The organism is Vogesella mureinivorans (assembly GCF_007644035.1).
GTDB classification, from domain to species: domain Bacteria; phylum Pseudomonadota; class Gammaproteobacteria; order Burkholderiales; family Chromobacteriaceae; genus Vogesella; species Vogesella mureinivorans.
In genome coordinates this window covers 175303-190394 of sequence record NZ_VMTV02000471.1, presented here as the reverse complement: position 1 = coordinate 190394, position 15092 = coordinate 175303, and the positions used below count along the sequence as shown (strand labels likewise).

The window sequence follows — 15092 nt, the reverse complement described above, 5'->3', positions numbered from 1 at the left end:
TGAATTACTTCAGTATCCATCCTTCGATCATATCTGCCCAGTCCTGCAGCATGGACGTGCGTTGCTCTCGATACTCAGCTTTGTTGTACACAGCCCTGACACCTCGCTGTTCATGTGCCAAGCACTTTTCAATCCAGTCAGTGTTATAGCCAGCTTCATGTAGCAGCGTGCTGGCTGTCCTCCTCAGGTCATGCGGGCCAAACTTGGCTAGTGGCTTACCTTCCTTCTGTGCCAGCTTGTAGGTCAGCGTCAGTACCTGGTTAAGCGTCGCACTGCTCATCGGCTTGTCAATATCATAACGTGATGGCAATACATATGCTGAACCGCCAGCAAAGGTTTTGAGTGCAATCAGAATATCCACCGCTTGCCTGGGTAAAAACACCAGGTGCGGGCTGCGGCGCTTCATCCGCTCCTTGGGAATTGTCCATAGTGCTTCGCTGAAGTTGATTTCGCTCCAGGTAGCGTTGGTCAGTTCGCTCTTGCGCACCATTGTCAGCAACAGCAGCTTGCAGGCTGCACGAATGGATGGCGTGGTACCGATGCGCTCCAGGTACTGGTACATCAGCGCGATTTCGTCCGGAGTCAGTGCGCGGTCGCGTGGTTCAAATTTGGCGATGCTGGCAGGTCTTACCAGCTCGGCAGGGTTTTCTACCTTCTGGCCACGCTCGATTGCCCAGCGGTACACCTGCATCACGACCTCGCGGGCGTGTACCGCCGTTGCCGGTGCGCCACGTTGCACGATGGCATCGGTCAGCATGCGCAGGTCTTCATGGCTGATCTCGGCCAGCTTCTGGTTGCCGAATTTGGACTTCAACTCTCGCTCGAAAATGGAACGGCGCATGTCGCGGGTGGAGTCGGCCATCTGGTAGCCGCGTAGCCACTTTTCTGCCCAGGCACCGAAGGTTTCCGCCCCCTTCACCCGTGCTTTGTCCCTCGCTTTTTCCTTGGCTGGTGATTTGCCTGCCGCAATCATCTTTTTGGCCTCTCCAAGCCGCTCTCTCGCTTCTGCCAGCGTGATGCCACCCAGACCATAGCGGCCGAAGGTCATCGTCTCCTGGCGGCCGTTCAGCGAGTAGTTGTAGCGGAAGGAAATGCCACCTGCAGGCGTGACGGCTACGTAGAGGCCATCACGGTCAGCGACCTTGTACATTTTGGCCTGTGGCTTGAGGTTTCGCAGTTTGGTATCAGTGAGCATGGAAGGGTCCAGGTTAGGGTTGCCGATACCATGATGAAAACGGGGCCGGAAATCGGCCTGCAAGGCCCGTGGCACAAGGATTCTGCAGAAGTTTGTACCATGCGCGGGAGCTTTGCCCTGGCATGGTATCAACGAAGTTCATGGCATCACGAACCCAGCATACCAACTTCGATGCCACGAAAAGTAAGTGCTTGGCATTGCCAGCTGTTGCCAGTCATTGCCAGACGCAGACATGAAAAAACCCGCACGAATGCGGGTTTCAGGGGTATTTGGTGCTAGTCCTTGCCAGCTGTTGCCAGACGCGGAATCACTCCCACTCGATGGTTGCCGGCGGTTTGCCCGATACATCGTAAACCACGCGGTTCAGGCCGCGTACTTCGTTGATGATGCGGTTGGACACGCGGCCCAGCAGGCTGTACGGCAGCTCGGCCCAGTGTGCGGTCATGAAGTCGCTGGTAACTACGGCACGCAGGGCGCACACATAGTCGTAGGTGCGGCCGTCGCCCATCACGCCTACCGATTTTACCGGCAGGAACACGGCAAATGCCTGGCTGGTGAGCTCGTACCAGTTTTTGCCGGTTTTTTCGTCGATGGTGTTACGCAGCTCTTCGATGAAGATGGCGTCGGCACGGCGCAGCAGGTCGGCGTATGCCATTTTCACTTCGCCCAGAATGCGCACGCCCAGGCCCGGGCCCGGGAAGGGGTGGCGGTACACCATGTCGTGCGGCAGGCCCAGGGCGACGCCCAGCTGGCGTACTTCGTCCTTGAACAGGTCGCGCAGCGGCTCCAGCAGCTTCAGGTTCATGTCGTCCGGCAGGCCGCCCACGTTGTGGTGGCTCTTGATGGCGTGGGCTTTGCCGGTTTTGGCGCCTGCGGATTCGATTACGTCCGGGTAGATGGTGCCTTGGGCCAGCCATTTCGCGTTGGTGAGCTTGCCGGATTCACGCTGGAAGACTTCGACGAATTCACCGCCGATGATTTTGCGTTTTTTCTCCGGGTCGGCTTCGCCGGCCAGCTTGCTCATGAACTGTTCGGTGGCATCGACGTGGATCACTTTCACGCCCAGGTTCTGCGCGAACATTTCCATCACCATCTTGCCTTCGTTCAGGCGCAGCAGGCCGTGGTCGACAAAGACGCAGGTGAGCTGGTCGCCGATGGCGCGGTGGATCAGGGCCGCTGCAACGGACGAGTCTACGCCGCCGGACAGGCCGAGGATGACTTCTTCGTCGCCGACCTGGTCGCGGATTTTCTGTACCGCTTCTTCGATGTAGTTCGGCATGGTCCAGCTAGGCTTGGCGCCAGCTACATGCAGTACGAAGCGGTGCAGCATTTCGGTGCCGCGTTTGGTGTGGGTGACTTCGGGGTGGAACTGTACGGCGTAGAAACCGCGTGCTTCGTCGGCCATGGCGGCGATCGGGCAGGACGGGGTTTCGGCAATCACGTTAAAGCCGGCTGGCAGCGCGGTGACTTTGTCGCCGTGGCTCATCCAGACGTCCAGGAAACCGTTGCCGGCGTCGTCTACGTGGTCTTGCAGGCCTTCCAGCAGCTTGGAGTGGTGGCGGGCCTGGATCTGGGCGTAGCCGAATTCGCGCGTGTCGCCGGCTTCTACTTTGCCGCCCAGGGTCTGGGCCATGAACTGCATGCCGTAGCAGATGCCCAGTACCGGTACGCCCAGCTCAAATACGGCCGGGTCGGCCTGGTAGTCGGACTCGTACACCGAGTTGGGGCCACCGGACAGAATGATGGCTTTCGGGGCGAAGGCACGGATCTCGTCTATGGGCATGTCGAACGGGTGCAGCTCGCAGTAAACATGCGCTTCACGTACACGGCGCGCGATCAGCTGGGTGACCTGGGAGCCGAAATCGAGGATGAGGATTTTGTCCATGACTGTCCTTGAAGGTAAAAAACTGGCAGGTAGCCAGTAATGCTTGGAATACGTTTACTTTAGTCGTTACCGGCTACGCGGCGCTGGCGTCTTTCCGGGATGCGGTCGCTGCGGGCGATGAGCATCAGCAAGCCCAGCAGGATCATGCCCAGCGACAGCATGTGGCTCAGGCGCAGTTTGTCTTCGTCAAACAGGTAAACCGCTACGCCGGCGTACATCAGCATGGGGGCGGTAACGACAGTGGATTTGGTCAGGCCATCTACCACCAGCAGCACGATGCCGCTGGCGGCCAGCAGCAGGGCCAGCAGGGTGGTGGTGTCGGGCAGCAGGGCGCTGCTTTTCAGGAACCACAGCAGGCCCAGTACGATGAGGATAAGCGGCTGGAAGGCGCTGGATTTCATGGTTAGCCTTTGTTGCGGATCAGGCGTTGTTTTTCGCGCTGCCATTCGCGTTCTTTTTCGGTTTCGCGCTTGTCGTGCTGCTTCTTGCCTTTGGCCAGGCCGACGTCGGCCTTGATATTGCCTTTGCTGAAGTGCAGGTTCAGCGCCACCATGGTGTAGCCGGCGCGTTCTACCTTGCCGATCAGGCGGCTGATCTGCTCGTGCTTGAGCAGCAGTTTGCGGTCGCGCACCGGGTCGGGCTTGATGTGGGTAGAGGCGGATTGCAGCGGGGTGATGTGGCAGCCAAACAGGTAGAAAGCGCCGTTACGGTAAATGACGTAGCTTTCTTTCAGCTGTACGCGCCCGGCGCGAATCGCTTTGACCTCCCAGCCTTCCAGTACCAGACCGGCTTCGAGTTGTTCCTCGATAAAGTAGTCGTGGAAGGCCTTGCGGTTGTCGATAATGCTCATGGCTGCCAGATAAAGAGGTTTGCAGGGAATCGCGCATTCTAGCAGATTCGGTGCTTTCGCCAAAGTGCCGAAAATTCAGGGGCTTGTCCCGGCGGCTTGCCCGCAGGGGTGGGCATTGTGTAACCTTCCACCTTTCTTTTGCCGGTTAAACCATGCAAGTCGTCGAAAAAAACGTGCTGGTGGCGCACACGCCAGAGCAGATGTTCCGTCTGGTAGACGAAGTCAGCCAGTACCCGCGCTTTTTACCGTGGTGCGCCAGGGGCGAGGAGCACTCGCGCGAGGGCGATACGCTGGTGGCCAGCCTGCATATCGATTACCTGCGGGTGAAGCAGCATTTCACCACGCGCAATGTGAACCAGCCGCCGTCTACCATCCTGATGCAGCTGGTGGATGGCCCGTTCAAGTTTCTGGAGGGGCGCTGGCACTTTCACCCCTTGGGCGAGGTGGGCTGCAAGGTGGAGTTTCGCCTGAGTTACGAGTTTTCCAGCAAGCTGCTGGAAACCATTATCGGCCCGGTATTCGGCCATATCTCCGGCACGCTGGTGGATGCGTTCATCAAGGAAGCCGACCGGGTGTACGGCGATGACTGAGCGCATTGCGGTAGAGGTGGCCTACGCGCTGCCGGCGCGGCAGAAGATCGTGCGCCTGACGCTGGCTGCCGGTAGCACGGCGCTGCAGGCGGTGCAGGCATCGGGTTTGGCCGCCGAGTTTGCCGATATCGATATGGCCAACCTCAAGCTGGGTATTTTCAGCAAGGCGGTGAAGCCGGATGCGCTGCTGCGCGAAGGCGACAGGGTAGAGATCTACCGCCCGCTGCAGGCCGACCCGAAAGCGGTGCGCCGCCAGCGTGCGGAAGCCGGCCTGGCCATGAAAAAGGGTGGCGACTAGCCTGCTCGCCGCGTGCGGGGCCAAAGGTTGGCCGCAGGTAAAGCAAAACGGCGCCGCGGCGCCGTTTTGCATGGGTAGGGCGGGCTTAGTTTTCCGCCGATAGCGTGCGGTTTTTACCCGCCAGCTTGGCTTGGTACATGGCGCGGTCGGCGCGCTCGATCACGTCGCAATCCTGCTCGCCGCGGTGCCACAATGCCACGCCGGCGCTAAAAGTCACCACCAGCTTGTCCTGATTGGCCAGGAAGAAGTTCTTGGTCAGCTCGCGCTGCAGGCGCTGTACCAGCTCGACGGCTTCGTTGACCGGGGTGTCCGGCAGGATCACCACGAACTCCTCGCCGCCAAAGCGCCCCACGATGTCCGAGGTGCGCAGGCTGTGGTGCATCATGTCCACCAGATACTTCAGCACATCGTCACCGGTCAGGTGGCCGTAGCGGTCGTTTAGCTGCTTGAAGTTGTCCACGTCGATCAGCGCTACCGACAAAGGTTGGCCGCTGCGTTCGGCGCGGTGGATTTCGCGGTCGAAGTGCTCTTCCAGGCCACGGCGGTTGAACGCGCCGGTGAGCTGGTCTTCTTTCACCTTGGCGCTGGCGGCTTCCAGCGCTTTTTCCAGCTCGCCGATGCGGCTTTGTGCCGACTGGACATCCTGTTTGGCAGCCAGCAGCTCGCTGTGCGATTGCTTGAGGTTGTCTTGCATGCTGGCGGTGTCGGACAGCAGGTCTTGCAGGATGCCGGTGAGCTCGCTGGCGTTTTGCGAGTGCTTGATGCGGTCGCTATGGGTGCTGATGCGCTGGTGGAAATCACCGGTGTGGTCGGTCATCAGCGACAGCTTGTCCAGGAAGGTATCCAGCAGGGCGCGCAGCGAGCTGGTGGCTTCGTCCAGCGAATGGCGCAGGTTGCCCTGTTTGTGGATGACTTCTTTCAGGCTGGATTCCAGCTGGTAAATGTGCTGGATGGAAATATTGGGCTGCGACAGGATTTGCTGCAGGCTGGCGATCTGGCCTACCAGGTAGCTGTCGGAGCGGTTCAGCTCGGCCACGTTCTGCAGCATCAGCTGCATCAGGCCGGACAGGCCGGATACCAGGCGCTTGTCGTCTTGCGAGATCAGCTCCAGGCGGATCAGGAAGGCGCGCAAACGCGGGAAGAAGCTGCTGATTTCATCGTCGGCATTAATGTGTTGCAGTGCCTGCTGTACTTCGTCGAACAGCGGCATCATGTCCGGGTAGTGCACCAAGCGTGGTTCGATGCCGAACTTCAGCGCGTATTGCAGCACTTCCATCCAGGCGCGCCACTGGTTGCTGCTGACAACAATATTGCCGCTAGCTGCTGGCGTGGTGGGCGCGGCAGGGCTATCGGCTTCGTCGTCCAGGCCTGCTACTTCGATGCCGATGCTGTTATTGCTGCCAGGCTGTAGCCAGGTTTTGGTGAGATTGACGAGCTTTTCATTGAGCTCGTCTGGCGCATTGCCAAAGGTGGCAATAACGCGTTCCAGCGCGGACTGCTTATAGCGCTGGCCCATTTCGGGCGTGCGGGTTTCCCAGGCGCGGATCAGGTCCAGTACCAGCTGGCCCCAGCTCTGGGTCACTTCACGGCTGCGCTGGTGCAGTGTGGATAAATCCATGACGAGCTGCGGGATAAGCTCCCACTTTTCGTCTTCGATGGCTTTACGCAGTTTGGTGAGGGCGATCTTGTAGCTGGAGTCGCCGGATGGCAGGTTCTCGAAGGCGCGCAGTATCAGCTCGGCCAGCTTGTTCTTGCGGGTATCCTGCGGTACTTGGGCGATTTCGCAGTAGACGCGCTCGAAGTTGTCCGGGGTGGGCAACAGCTTGCGCATGGTGAGCTGTTTGAGGGTTTCCCGTGCGGTATCGATGGGATTGTGTGTCGTCATAGACCAGACCCTGTAGCCTTTATAGCCTGCCATTTATATCGTTATCGGTAGTGGCCTTAGGCGCGTCAATATACGCTATTGCTGCGCGGGTGGTGCATTGGCCGTATCAAGAAGCTGGAAAAATACCTCACCTTTGCGGATCATGCCAAGCTCATTGCGTGCACGCTCCTCAATTGCGGCGGTTCCTTGCTTCAGATCACGTACTTCTGCATCCAGAGCAGCGTTGCGGCGCACCAGTACCAGGTTGGCCGCACGCTGTTCTTCTACCTGTTTATCAAGCTGCCAGACCCTGAGCCAGCTGCCCTTGCCCAGCCATAAGGGCCACTGCAAGGCAGAGAGCAAGATGATCAGCATCAGGGTCAGGCGGCGCATGATTATTTCTTCAGGTGGTAAAAGGCGTTGCTACCCGGGTAGTAGGCGGCATCACCCAGCTCTTCTTCGATACGCAGCAGCTGGTTGTACTTGGCCATGCGGTCGGAGCGCGACAGCGAGCCGGTCTTGATCTGCATGCAGTTGGTGGCCACGGCCAGGTCGGCGATGGTGCTGTCTTCGGTTTCGCCGGAGCGGTGGCTCATCACGCTGGTATAGCGGGAACGCTTGGCCAGATCAACCGCTTTCAGTGTTTCGGACAGGGTACCGATCTGGTTTACTTTTACCAGCAGCGAGTTGGCCAGGCCGCCTTCGATGCCTTTGGCCAGAATGGACGGGTTGGTCACGAACAGGTCGTCACCTACCAGCTGGATGCGGTCGCCCAGGCGGTCGGTCAGTACTTTCCAGCCTGCCCAGTCGTGCTCGCTCATGCCATCTTCGATGGAGATGATCGGGTAGTTGTTGGCCAGGGTTTCCAGGTAGTCGGCAAACTGCTCGGAGCTCAGTGCCAGGCCTTCGGCGGTCAGGCGGTACTTGCCGTCTTTGTAGAATTCGCTGGAGGCGCAGTCCAGGGCCAGCATCACGTCCTGGCCGGCTACGTAGCCTGCGGCGTCGATGGCTTCCAGAATCAGCTTGATGGCTTCTTCGTGGCTGGTCAGGTTAGGGGCAAAGCCGCCTTCGTCGCCCACGGTGGTGGCGTAGCCTTTGCTATCGCACAGCTTTTTCAGCGCGTGGAAGATTTCGGCGCCACAGCGCAGGGCTTCGCGGAAGGTGGGGGCGCCTACCGGCACAACCATGAATTCCTGGATATCCAGGGTGTTGTTGGCGTGCGCGCCACCGTTGATCACGTTCATCATCGGTACCGGCAGGGCCATCGGGCCGGCGCCACCCAGGTAGCGGTACAGCGGCAGGCCGGCGTCTTCGGCGGCAGCGCGGGCTACGGCCATGGACACGGCCAGCATGGCGTTGGCGCCCAGGCGTGCTTTGGTTTCGGTGCCGTCCAGCTCGATCAGGGTCTTGTCGATGAAGGCTTGGTCAGAGGCGTCCAGGCCGATGATGGCTTCGCAGATTTCGGTATTGATGTTCTCTACCGCTTTGAGCACGCCTTTGCCCAGGTAGCGGCCTTTGTCGCCGTCACGCAGTTCCAGCGCTTCTTTCTCGCCGGTGGAGGCGCCGGACGGTACGGCAGCACGGCCCATCACGCCGGATTCCAGCAATACATCAGCTTCAACAGTGGGGTTACCGCGCGAGTCCAGGATTTCGCGGGCAATCACGTCGATGATCGCACTCATGAGTGTTTCCTTCAGGGTGTCAAGGTTAGTCAAACCGGATACGGTGCGGCCAACCTTGGGGCAGGTTGGCCGTGGAGTCAACCTGTTACAGCGATTGTTCTGCGAAGGGCTGGCCCTTTACCAGGGCATCAATCGCTTGCAGCGTGGCCAGCAGTTCTTTCATGCGGCCCAGTGGCCAGGCATTGGGGCCGTCGGACTTGGCGCAGGCCGGGTCCGGGTGGGTTTCCATGAACAGGCCGGCAACACCCGTGGCAATGGCAGCACGCGCCAGCACCGGGACAAATTCGCGCTGGCCGCCGGAGCTGGTGCCCTGGCCGCCTGGCAGCTGTACCGAGTGGGTGGCATCAAACACCACCGGGCAGCCGGTTTCGCGCATGATGGCCAGGCTACGCATATCGGATACCAGATTGTTGTAGCCGAACGACGCGCCACGCTCGCACGCCATGAAGTTGTCGGCGTTCAGGCCGGCTTCCAGCGCGGCTTCACGCGCTTTGTCGATCACGTGTTTCATGTCGCCAGGCGCCATGAACTGGCCTTTTTTGATGTTCACCGGCTTGCCGCAGACGGCGACGGCGCGGATGAAGTCGGTCTGGCGCGCCAGAAAAGCCGGCGTTTGCAGCACGTCCACCACGGCGGCCACGTGCGGTACCTGTTCTTCGGTGTGTACGTCGGTCAGGATGGGCACGCCGATCTGGCTACGCACATTGTCCAGAATGCGCAGGCCTTCTTCCATGCCAAAGCCGCGAAAGGACTTGCCGGACGAGCGGTTGGCCTTGTCAAAGCTGGATTTGTAGATGAAGTTGATGCCCAGCGCGCTGGTGATTTCCTTCAGCTGGCCAGCCGTATCCAGGGCCAGCTGTTCGCTTTCGATTACGCAGGGGCCAGCAATCAGGAACAGTGGCTGGTCCAGGCCTGCTTCAAAACCGGCTAGTTTCATGGTGTGTCCTTTCAAGGCAAGGTTGGCCGCAAGTCCTGCAGGGGTCTGCATGAGCTGCGGCCAACCGTTAACAGGCGGAATAAGGCAAAACGCTTATCAAGCCTTGGCTTTGTCCTGCTGATGTGCCAGCGCTGCCTTCACATAGGCAATGAACAGCGGGTGGCCATCACGCGGGGTGGAAGTGAATTCCGGGTGGAACTGGCAGGCAAAGAACCAGCGGTGGTTAGCCAGCTCGATGGTTTCAACCAGTTTCTCGTGACCGGCGGAAACACCGCTGATGGTCAGGCCGGCTTCCGACAGGCGCTGTACGTAGTGGTTGTTCACTTCGTAGCGGTGACGGTGACGCTCGGTGATTTCGGTGTTGCCGTACACGCGTGCCGCCAGCGAACCTGCGGTCAGGTCGCACTGCTGGCTACCCAGGCGCATGGTGCCGCCCATATTGGAGTTTTCGTCGCGTTTTTCGATCTTGCCGTCGTGGTTGACCCACTCGTCGATCAGCGCCACCACCGGGTAGTCGGTTTCCAGGTCGAACTCGGTAGAGTTGGCGCCCTGCATGCCGGCTACGTCACGGGCGTATTCGATCAGCGCGATCTGCATGCCCAGACAGATACCCAGGTAAGGGATATTGTTCTCGCGGGCAAACTTTACCGCCTTGATCTTGCCTTCCACGCCGCGCTTGCCAAAGCCGCCCGGTACCAGGATGGCGTCCATGTCTTTCAGCGATTCTGCGCCATCGCGCTCGATCTCTTCGGAATCAACATAGATGATGTTGACGTTGGTGCGCGTGTGCACGCCAGCGTGTTTCAGTGCCTCGGACAGCGATTTGTACGATTCGGTCAGGTCAACGTACTTGCCCACCATGGCGATATTCACGGTGTGGTCCGGGTTTTCGATCGCGTCGATGATGCCGTTCCACACGCTCAGGTCAGCCGCTGGCAGGTCCAGTTGCAGCTGTTCGGCGATGATGGTGTCGATGCCCTGGCCGTGCAGCATGGCTGGCACTTTGTAGATGGAGTCTGCGTCGTAGCAGCCGATCACGGCGTTTTCTTCTACGTTGCAGAACAGGGCGATCTTGCGCTTTTCGTCTTCCGGCAGCTCGCGGTCCATACGGCACAGCAGGATGTCCGGCTGAATGCCGATCTCGCGCATTTCTTTTACCGAGTGCTGGGTCGGCTTGGTCTTGATCTCGCCAGCGGTGGCAATGTAGGGCACGTAGGACAGGTGCACGAACAGGGTGTTCTTGCGGCCCAGGTTGGAGCGCATCTGGCGGATGGCTTCCAGGAACGGCAGCGATTCGATATCGCCAACGGTGCCGCCGATTTCCACGATGGCGACGTCAACATCACCTGCGCCTTCACGCACTTTCAGCTTGATCTCGTCGGTGATGTGCGGAATAACCTGCACGGTGCCACCCAGGTAGTCGCCACGGCGCTCCTTGGTGATCACGGACTCGTAAATCTGGCCAGTGGTGAAGTTATTGCTTTTCTTCATCTTGGCGTGGATGAAGCGCTCGTAATGGCCAAGGTCGAGGTCGGTCTCGGCGCCGTCTTCGGTGACGAAAACCTCACCGTGCTGGAAGGGGCTCATGGTGCCCGGATCAACGTTGATGTACGGATCCAGCTTCAGCATGGTGACTTTGAGCCCGCGGGACTCAAGAATGGCGGCGATGGACGCGGCGGCGATGCCCTTGCCTAAGGAGGACACCACGCCACCGGTAACGAAGATGTACTTGGTCATGGGATTACGGCTCTATGAGAATCCGGGATTTTAACCGAAAGCCACCTTTTTTTGAATGGGGCAAGGTGCCTTCATCGCAATCTATTCAACTGTCGTGCCTGTTTCCCATGCGTGGTGCATGTGTGATGGGGCAGGCAGGCTTGGCGGCAGTATAGAACGTGTGCTCGGTGGCGCCAGCACAGGTGGCCGGGCGGTGCGCGTGCCATGTCATGGCGGCGCTGGTTGCGCGGGCTGCAGGGGTAAGTCTTTGCTTGTCTTGTCTTTTTGCCGGCTATGCAGCCGCCTGTGTGGCGTACTTTGCTTGCAGTTTTTTGCTGCGCTACCAGCCGCAATGCGGTATCATCCGCCTCACTTTGGGTTGGGGTTCTGGCAACAGCTTACCGCTGCAGCATGTAATTGCCGTGGCGGGTGCTTGTATCGGGGCCTCTTAATATGGTATAAGTCTTTCTTTTACCGGCTTTTGGGAGTGATTAACCATGGCGCGTGTTTGCAAAGTCACCGGCAAGCGTCCGATGACCGGGAACAATGTGTCCCACGCCAATAACAAAACTAAGCGTCGTTTTCTGCCGAACCTGCAGTATCGCAAGTTCTGGGTAGAGAGCGAAAACCGTTGGGTACGTCTGCGTATCTCCAACGCTGCTCTGCGTACTATTGACAAGGTAGGCATTGATGCAGTTCTGGCCGACCTGCGTGCTCGCGGCGAACTGTAATTTAACTCGACCGAAGCTTAAGGATTAGCCATGCGCGACAAGATCAAACTGGAATCGACTGCAGGTACTGGTCATTTCTACACCACCACCAAGAACAAGCGCACCATGCCGGAAAAAATGGAGATCAAAAAGTTTGATCCCGTTGCCCGCAAGCATGTTCTGTACAAAGAAACCAAACTGAAATAATTTGGCTTCTTTACGGTGGTGCTCCTTCGGGAGCGCACCTGTTGATAACAAACCCCCGGCCTAGGCTGGGGGTTTGTTTTTTTGTGCGTTACCATCGCGGTAGTTCGTACAATGATGCCAGTTCAATCAAGGGGTAGATCATGCGCTACGGTGTGTTTGGTATGGTGTTGCTTGCCTGCGGGCAATTGAGTGGCTGCGCGGCCGTGTCCGTGGCCAGTGCCGCCGTGTCGGTAGCTTCTACCGCCGTGTCTGTCGGCGCGACGGTGGTAGGCGCGGCGGTGGATGTCACCGCCGCCGGTGTGAAAGCTGCGGCCAATGCCGCCAGTAGCGCGCCGACCCCGCCGGCTTGCCCGGCTGGCGCGGTATGCACGCCTGCTCCCTGATAGCGGGCTAGTCGAAACTGCCGGCCAACACCTGTACCAGCTTGGTGGGTGACAGGTGCCGGCGAATGGCAGCATTCACCTGCGCCAGCGTTTGTGTGTCTAGCTGGTCCAGCAGGCGCTGGTAGGCGATGAAGTCCAGTTTCTGGCGTGGCAGCCGGCTGAGCATGGCCAGCTGCCAGCTTTCTTCGCTCCAGTCTTTGGCGGCTTCCTGCCGTAGCCCGATCTTGGCACGCTGCAACTCCTCTGCGGTGATGCCATTTTCCCAGAAACGCTGCATTTCTTCGCTGATAGCACTGGCCAGTTTGCTGCGTTGCTGCGGTGGAAAGCTGGCTTGCAGGTACAGGGCGCTGTTGCGGTCGTCGGTCCAGTCCGGTACCAGTGCGCTGCTGGCGCTGTAAGAAAGCCCTTCCTGATTGCGCAGCCGTTGCCATAGCCGTGCATTGCCGTCTTCGCCCAGGATGTAACTGGCAATGGCGATGGCCGGCATATCCTCATCCTGTACATTCAGCTGCAGCTTGATGCCGGCGCGGTAGTCGGCGCTGGCTTTGCCGGGGATAGCCAGGACCCGGGTGCTGGCCACACTGGCTTGATACGGTGTGCTGATCCGGTGGTAGGGCTGCTGGCCGCGCGGGCGGCCCATCAGTTGCAGTACCGGCGTCAGCGAGTCGGGGTCGACATCGCCGGTAATGCTGAGGCTGGCGTCGGAAAACGCCAGCATCTTGCGGTTGATGCTGACCAAGTCGTCTACTGACATCTCGCGTACGGCTTGCAGCTTTTCGGTGTGGTTTGGCGTGTGGCGGATGTCGCCGGCAGGGTACGGGTCCAGCAGGGCTTCCAGCACATTGTCGGCTTGATCCCCGGTATGGCTCTCTTCCGCTTGCAGGTCGGCGATCCAGCTATCCTGCACGTATTTGAAGCGGTACGACGGCAGATCCTGGAAGTTCAGCATGCGATGCACGATGTCCAGCGTATCGGCCAGCGTGTCGCGGCGGGCGCTGATATCAAACTGCACGGCGGCATTGCCGCGCGATTTGGCATGGATGGTGGCTTTCAGCTTGTTGAGGCGGGTGCTGATTTCGCCGCTGCGCATGCCTTCCGCGCCGCCACGTAGCATGTCCGCCAGTAGCTCGGCCTGCATGGTGCGCCCCTGCAGGCTTTCTGCCGAGCCGAATGGCACGATCAGGCGTGCGCGCACTGCGCCCAGGCGGGTACTGCGGGGCAGCATGTGTACGCGCATGCCGTTTTCCAGCGTGCGGTTTTGTACCCGTGACATAAGGTTGGCCGCATTCGCTTCAAATGCTTCCCCGCTGACACGCAGGGGGCGATTGTCGAGCTGATCGAGGTTAGGCTTGCCGTCCTGTTCCGGTATCGGGATAGCGGTGTTGTCTTTTACCGGCTGGTAGTAACCGAGGGTGCGGTTGTTCTCGTTCAGATAGGCCTTGGCTACGCGGCGCAGATCGTCTGCAGTGACCTTTTCCAGCTGGTCGCGGAAGGCAAAGTACATGCGCCAGTCGCCCAGTGCCTGGAAGTCGGCCAGTGTCTGGCCGAAGGCGCTGATGCGGATTTCGTTGCGTTCCATCTCGTTCAGCAGGCTTTGTTTGGCCAGGCGGATGTCCTCTTCCTTCAGGCGGGCTGCGGCTTGCTGTTCCAGCTGTTCCAGCAGCACGTTGCGTGCCTTTTCCACGTTGTGCTTCTGCGAGAGTTCGACAAAGAACAGCAGGTAGTCCGGCTCGCGGCTTTCGCCGCGCCACTGGCCCACGTACTCGGCCAGCTCACGGTCGAGCAGGTTGTCGCCCAGCAGGCTGTCTGGGCCGCGGGTCAGCATGTTTGCCAGCACGGCCAACGGTGCGGCGTCCGGGTGGCTGGCAGCCGGAATGTGATACAGCACCGCCAGCAGCGGGTTGCCACCTTTGCGGCGCAGAGTGACTTCGCGTGGGCCTTCCTGGGCGGGCTCTCTTGTATGCGTGTCGGCAAGTTGCCGGGCCGGGCGGGGAATGGGGCCGAAGCTGCGCTGGATGGCCTGCAGCACCGCGGCTTCATCGAAGCGGCCTGCCACGATCAAGGTAGCGTTGTCGGGCTGGTAGTAGCGGTCGTAAAACTGTCGCATGGCGGGCGGGACAATCTGTTCCACATCACTGCGGGCGCCGATGGTGCTGCGGCCATAGCCGTGCCAGTCGTAGGCCACGGCCAGCATCTTTTGCTGCAGCATGCGTGCCGGCTTATTCTCGCCACGCTCCATTTCATTGCGTACCACTTTCATTTCTATCGCCAGGGCGTCGCTGGTGATGGTGGCGTGGCGCATGCGGTCGGCTTCCATCTGCAGCACCCAGTTCAGGGTGTCAGCATTGGAGGCAAAAGTCTGGAAGTACTGGGTGACATCCGGATTGGTGGTGGCGTTGCCGCTGATGCCGCGATGCGTCATTTCCAGCTCGCGCTTTTCGGCGGGCAGGGTGGTGGTGCCGCGGAACAGCATGTGTTCCAGGATATGCGCCAGCCCGCTCTCGCCATAGTTTTCGTGGCGGCTGCCGACGTGGTAGCTGAGATTGACCAGCGTCTTGTCGGCACTGGCATCGTTTAGCAGCAAGATGCGGAGGCCGTTATCGAGACGAAACTCGCGCACACCCTCGCTTTCCCGTTGCAGGGCCGGGGCGTTGGCTGCGGTTGTGACAGCGGGTGGTGTGGCTGGTGCGGCCAGGGCGGGATGGCTGCCGGCCAGCATGGCCAGTAGCACGGCGATGTGGATGGGGGAGCGGAGCATGGCAAATGATGGCGTGG

General features: G+C 59.7%; 15 protein-coding genes. 5 read left to right on the top strand and 10 right to left on the bottom strand.

All coding sequences use genetic code 11. The features are described from left to right. Positions 1-4 precede the first annotated feature (4 nt). The 4 genes from FLQ44_RS13250 to smpB form a co-directional block, all read right to left on the bottom strand. Positions 5-1195, bottom strand: coding sequence for a tyrosine-type recombinase/integrase (locus FLQ44_RS13250; RefSeq protein ID WP_147694760.1), 1191 nt, complete (start codon positions 1193-1195; stop codon positions 5-7). 307 nt (positions 1196-1502) lie between these two features. Then, on the bottom strand, positions 1503-3080 hold the full coding sequence (guaA, locus tag FLQ44_RS13245) for a glutamine-hydrolyzing GMP synthase (RefSeq protein ID WP_147694759.1): 1578 nt from the start codon (positions 3078-3080) through the stop codon (positions 1503-1505). Between the two features lie 59 nt (positions 3081-3139). Then, positions 3140-3481, bottom strand: coding sequence for a hypothetical protein (locus tag FLQ44_RS13240; RefSeq protein WP_147694758.1), 342 nt, complete (start codon positions 3479-3481; stop codon positions 3140-3142). Between the two features lie 2 nt (positions 3482-3483). Further along, the gene (gene smpB, locus FLQ44_RS13235; RefSeq protein ID WP_147694757.1) at positions 3484-3930 is read right to left on the bottom strand and encodes an SsrA-binding protein SmpB; all 447 of its coding nucleotides are present in this window, start codon (positions 3928-3930) and stop codon (positions 3484-3486) included. 152 nt (positions 3931-4082) lie between these two features. Between smpB and FLQ44_RS13230 the strand changes: the two genes are divergently transcribed. Together FLQ44_RS13230 and FLQ44_RS13225 are read left to right on the top strand one after the other, a co-directional pair. Next, the gene (locus FLQ44_RS13230; protein ID WP_017506986.1) at positions 4083-4520 is read left to right on the top strand and encodes a type II toxin-antitoxin system RatA family toxin; all 438 of its coding nucleotides are present in this window, start codon (positions 4083-4085) and stop codon (positions 4518-4520) included. Next, complete coding sequence (locus FLQ44_RS13225; RefSeq protein ID WP_147694756.1) at positions 4513-4818, top strand: RnfH family protein; 306 nt, start codon at positions 4513-4515, stop codon at positions 4816-4818. The genes FLQ44_RS13230 and FLQ44_RS13225 overlap by 8 nt, the downstream gene beginning before the upstream one ends. An 85-nt stretch (positions 4819-4903) precedes the next feature. On the opposite strand, the gene FLQ44_RS13220 is transcribed toward FLQ44_RS13225, so the two are convergent. From FLQ44_RS13220 to pyrG, 5 genes are all read right to left on the bottom strand, one after another. Beyond that, positions 4904-6703 carry a GGDEF domain-containing protein gene (locus tag FLQ44_RS13220; protein ID WP_147694755.1) on the bottom strand — a complete coding sequence of 600 codons (1800 nt, stop codon included), beginning with the start codon at positions 6701-6703 and terminating at the stop codon, positions 4904-4906. Between the two features lie 75 nt (positions 6704-6778). Beyond that, entirely contained in the window at positions 6779-7075 is a 297-nt protein-coding gene (ftsB, locus tag FLQ44_RS13215) for a cell division protein FtsB (protein WP_017506989.1), read from the bottom strand. A gap of 2 nt (positions 7076-7077) precedes the next feature. Beyond that, complete coding sequence (gene eno, locus FLQ44_RS13210; protein WP_147694754.1) at positions 7078-8364, bottom strand: phosphopyruvate hydratase; 1287 nt, start codon at positions 8362-8364, stop codon at positions 7078-7080. 85 nt (positions 8365-8449) lie between these two features. After that, positions 8450-9301 carry a 3-deoxy-8-phosphooctulonate synthase gene (kdsA, locus tag FLQ44_RS13205; protein WP_017506991.1) on the bottom strand — a complete coding sequence of 284 codons (852 nt, stop codon included), beginning with the start codon at positions 9299-9301 and terminating at the stop codon, positions 8450-8452. A gap of 96 nt (positions 9302-9397) precedes the next feature. After that, the gene (pyrG, locus tag FLQ44_RS13200) at positions 9398-11038 is read right to left on the bottom strand and encodes a CTP synthase (protein ID WP_147684310.1); all 1641 of its coding nucleotides are present in this window, start codon (positions 11036-11038) and stop codon (positions 9398-9400) included. Positions 11039-11514: 476 nt separating this feature from the next. Here pyrG and rpmB point away from each other — a divergent pair, with 476 nt between their 5' ends. The 3 genes from rpmB to FLQ44_RS13185 all read left to right on the top strand — a co-directional run bounded on the left by rpmB (position 11515) and on the right by FLQ44_RS13185 (position 12317). After that, positions 11515-11748, top strand: coding sequence for a 50S ribosomal protein L28 (gene rpmB / locus FLQ44_RS13195; protein WP_026107616.1), 234 nt, complete (start codon positions 11515-11517; stop codon positions 11746-11748). 30 nt (positions 11749-11778) lie between these two features. Then, a complete protein-coding gene (gene rpmG / locus FLQ44_RS13190; RefSeq protein WP_017506994.1) occupies positions 11779-11934 on the top strand; it encodes a 50S ribosomal protein L33 in 156 nt (51 codons plus the stop codon). A 140-nt stretch (positions 11935-12074) separates the two neighbouring features. Then, entirely contained in the window at positions 12075-12317 is a 243-nt protein-coding gene (locus FLQ44_RS13185) for a hypothetical protein (RefSeq protein ID WP_147694753.1), read from the top strand. 7 nt (positions 12318-12324) lie between these two features. Here FLQ44_RS13185 and FLQ44_RS13180 read toward each other — a convergent pair whose 3' ends face one another. Next, a complete protein-coding gene (locus FLQ44_RS13180) occupies positions 12325-15075 on the bottom strand; it encodes a M16 family metallopeptidase (protein WP_170252974.1) in 2751 nt (916 codons plus the stop codon). Positions 15076-15092 lie beyond the last annotated feature (17 nt).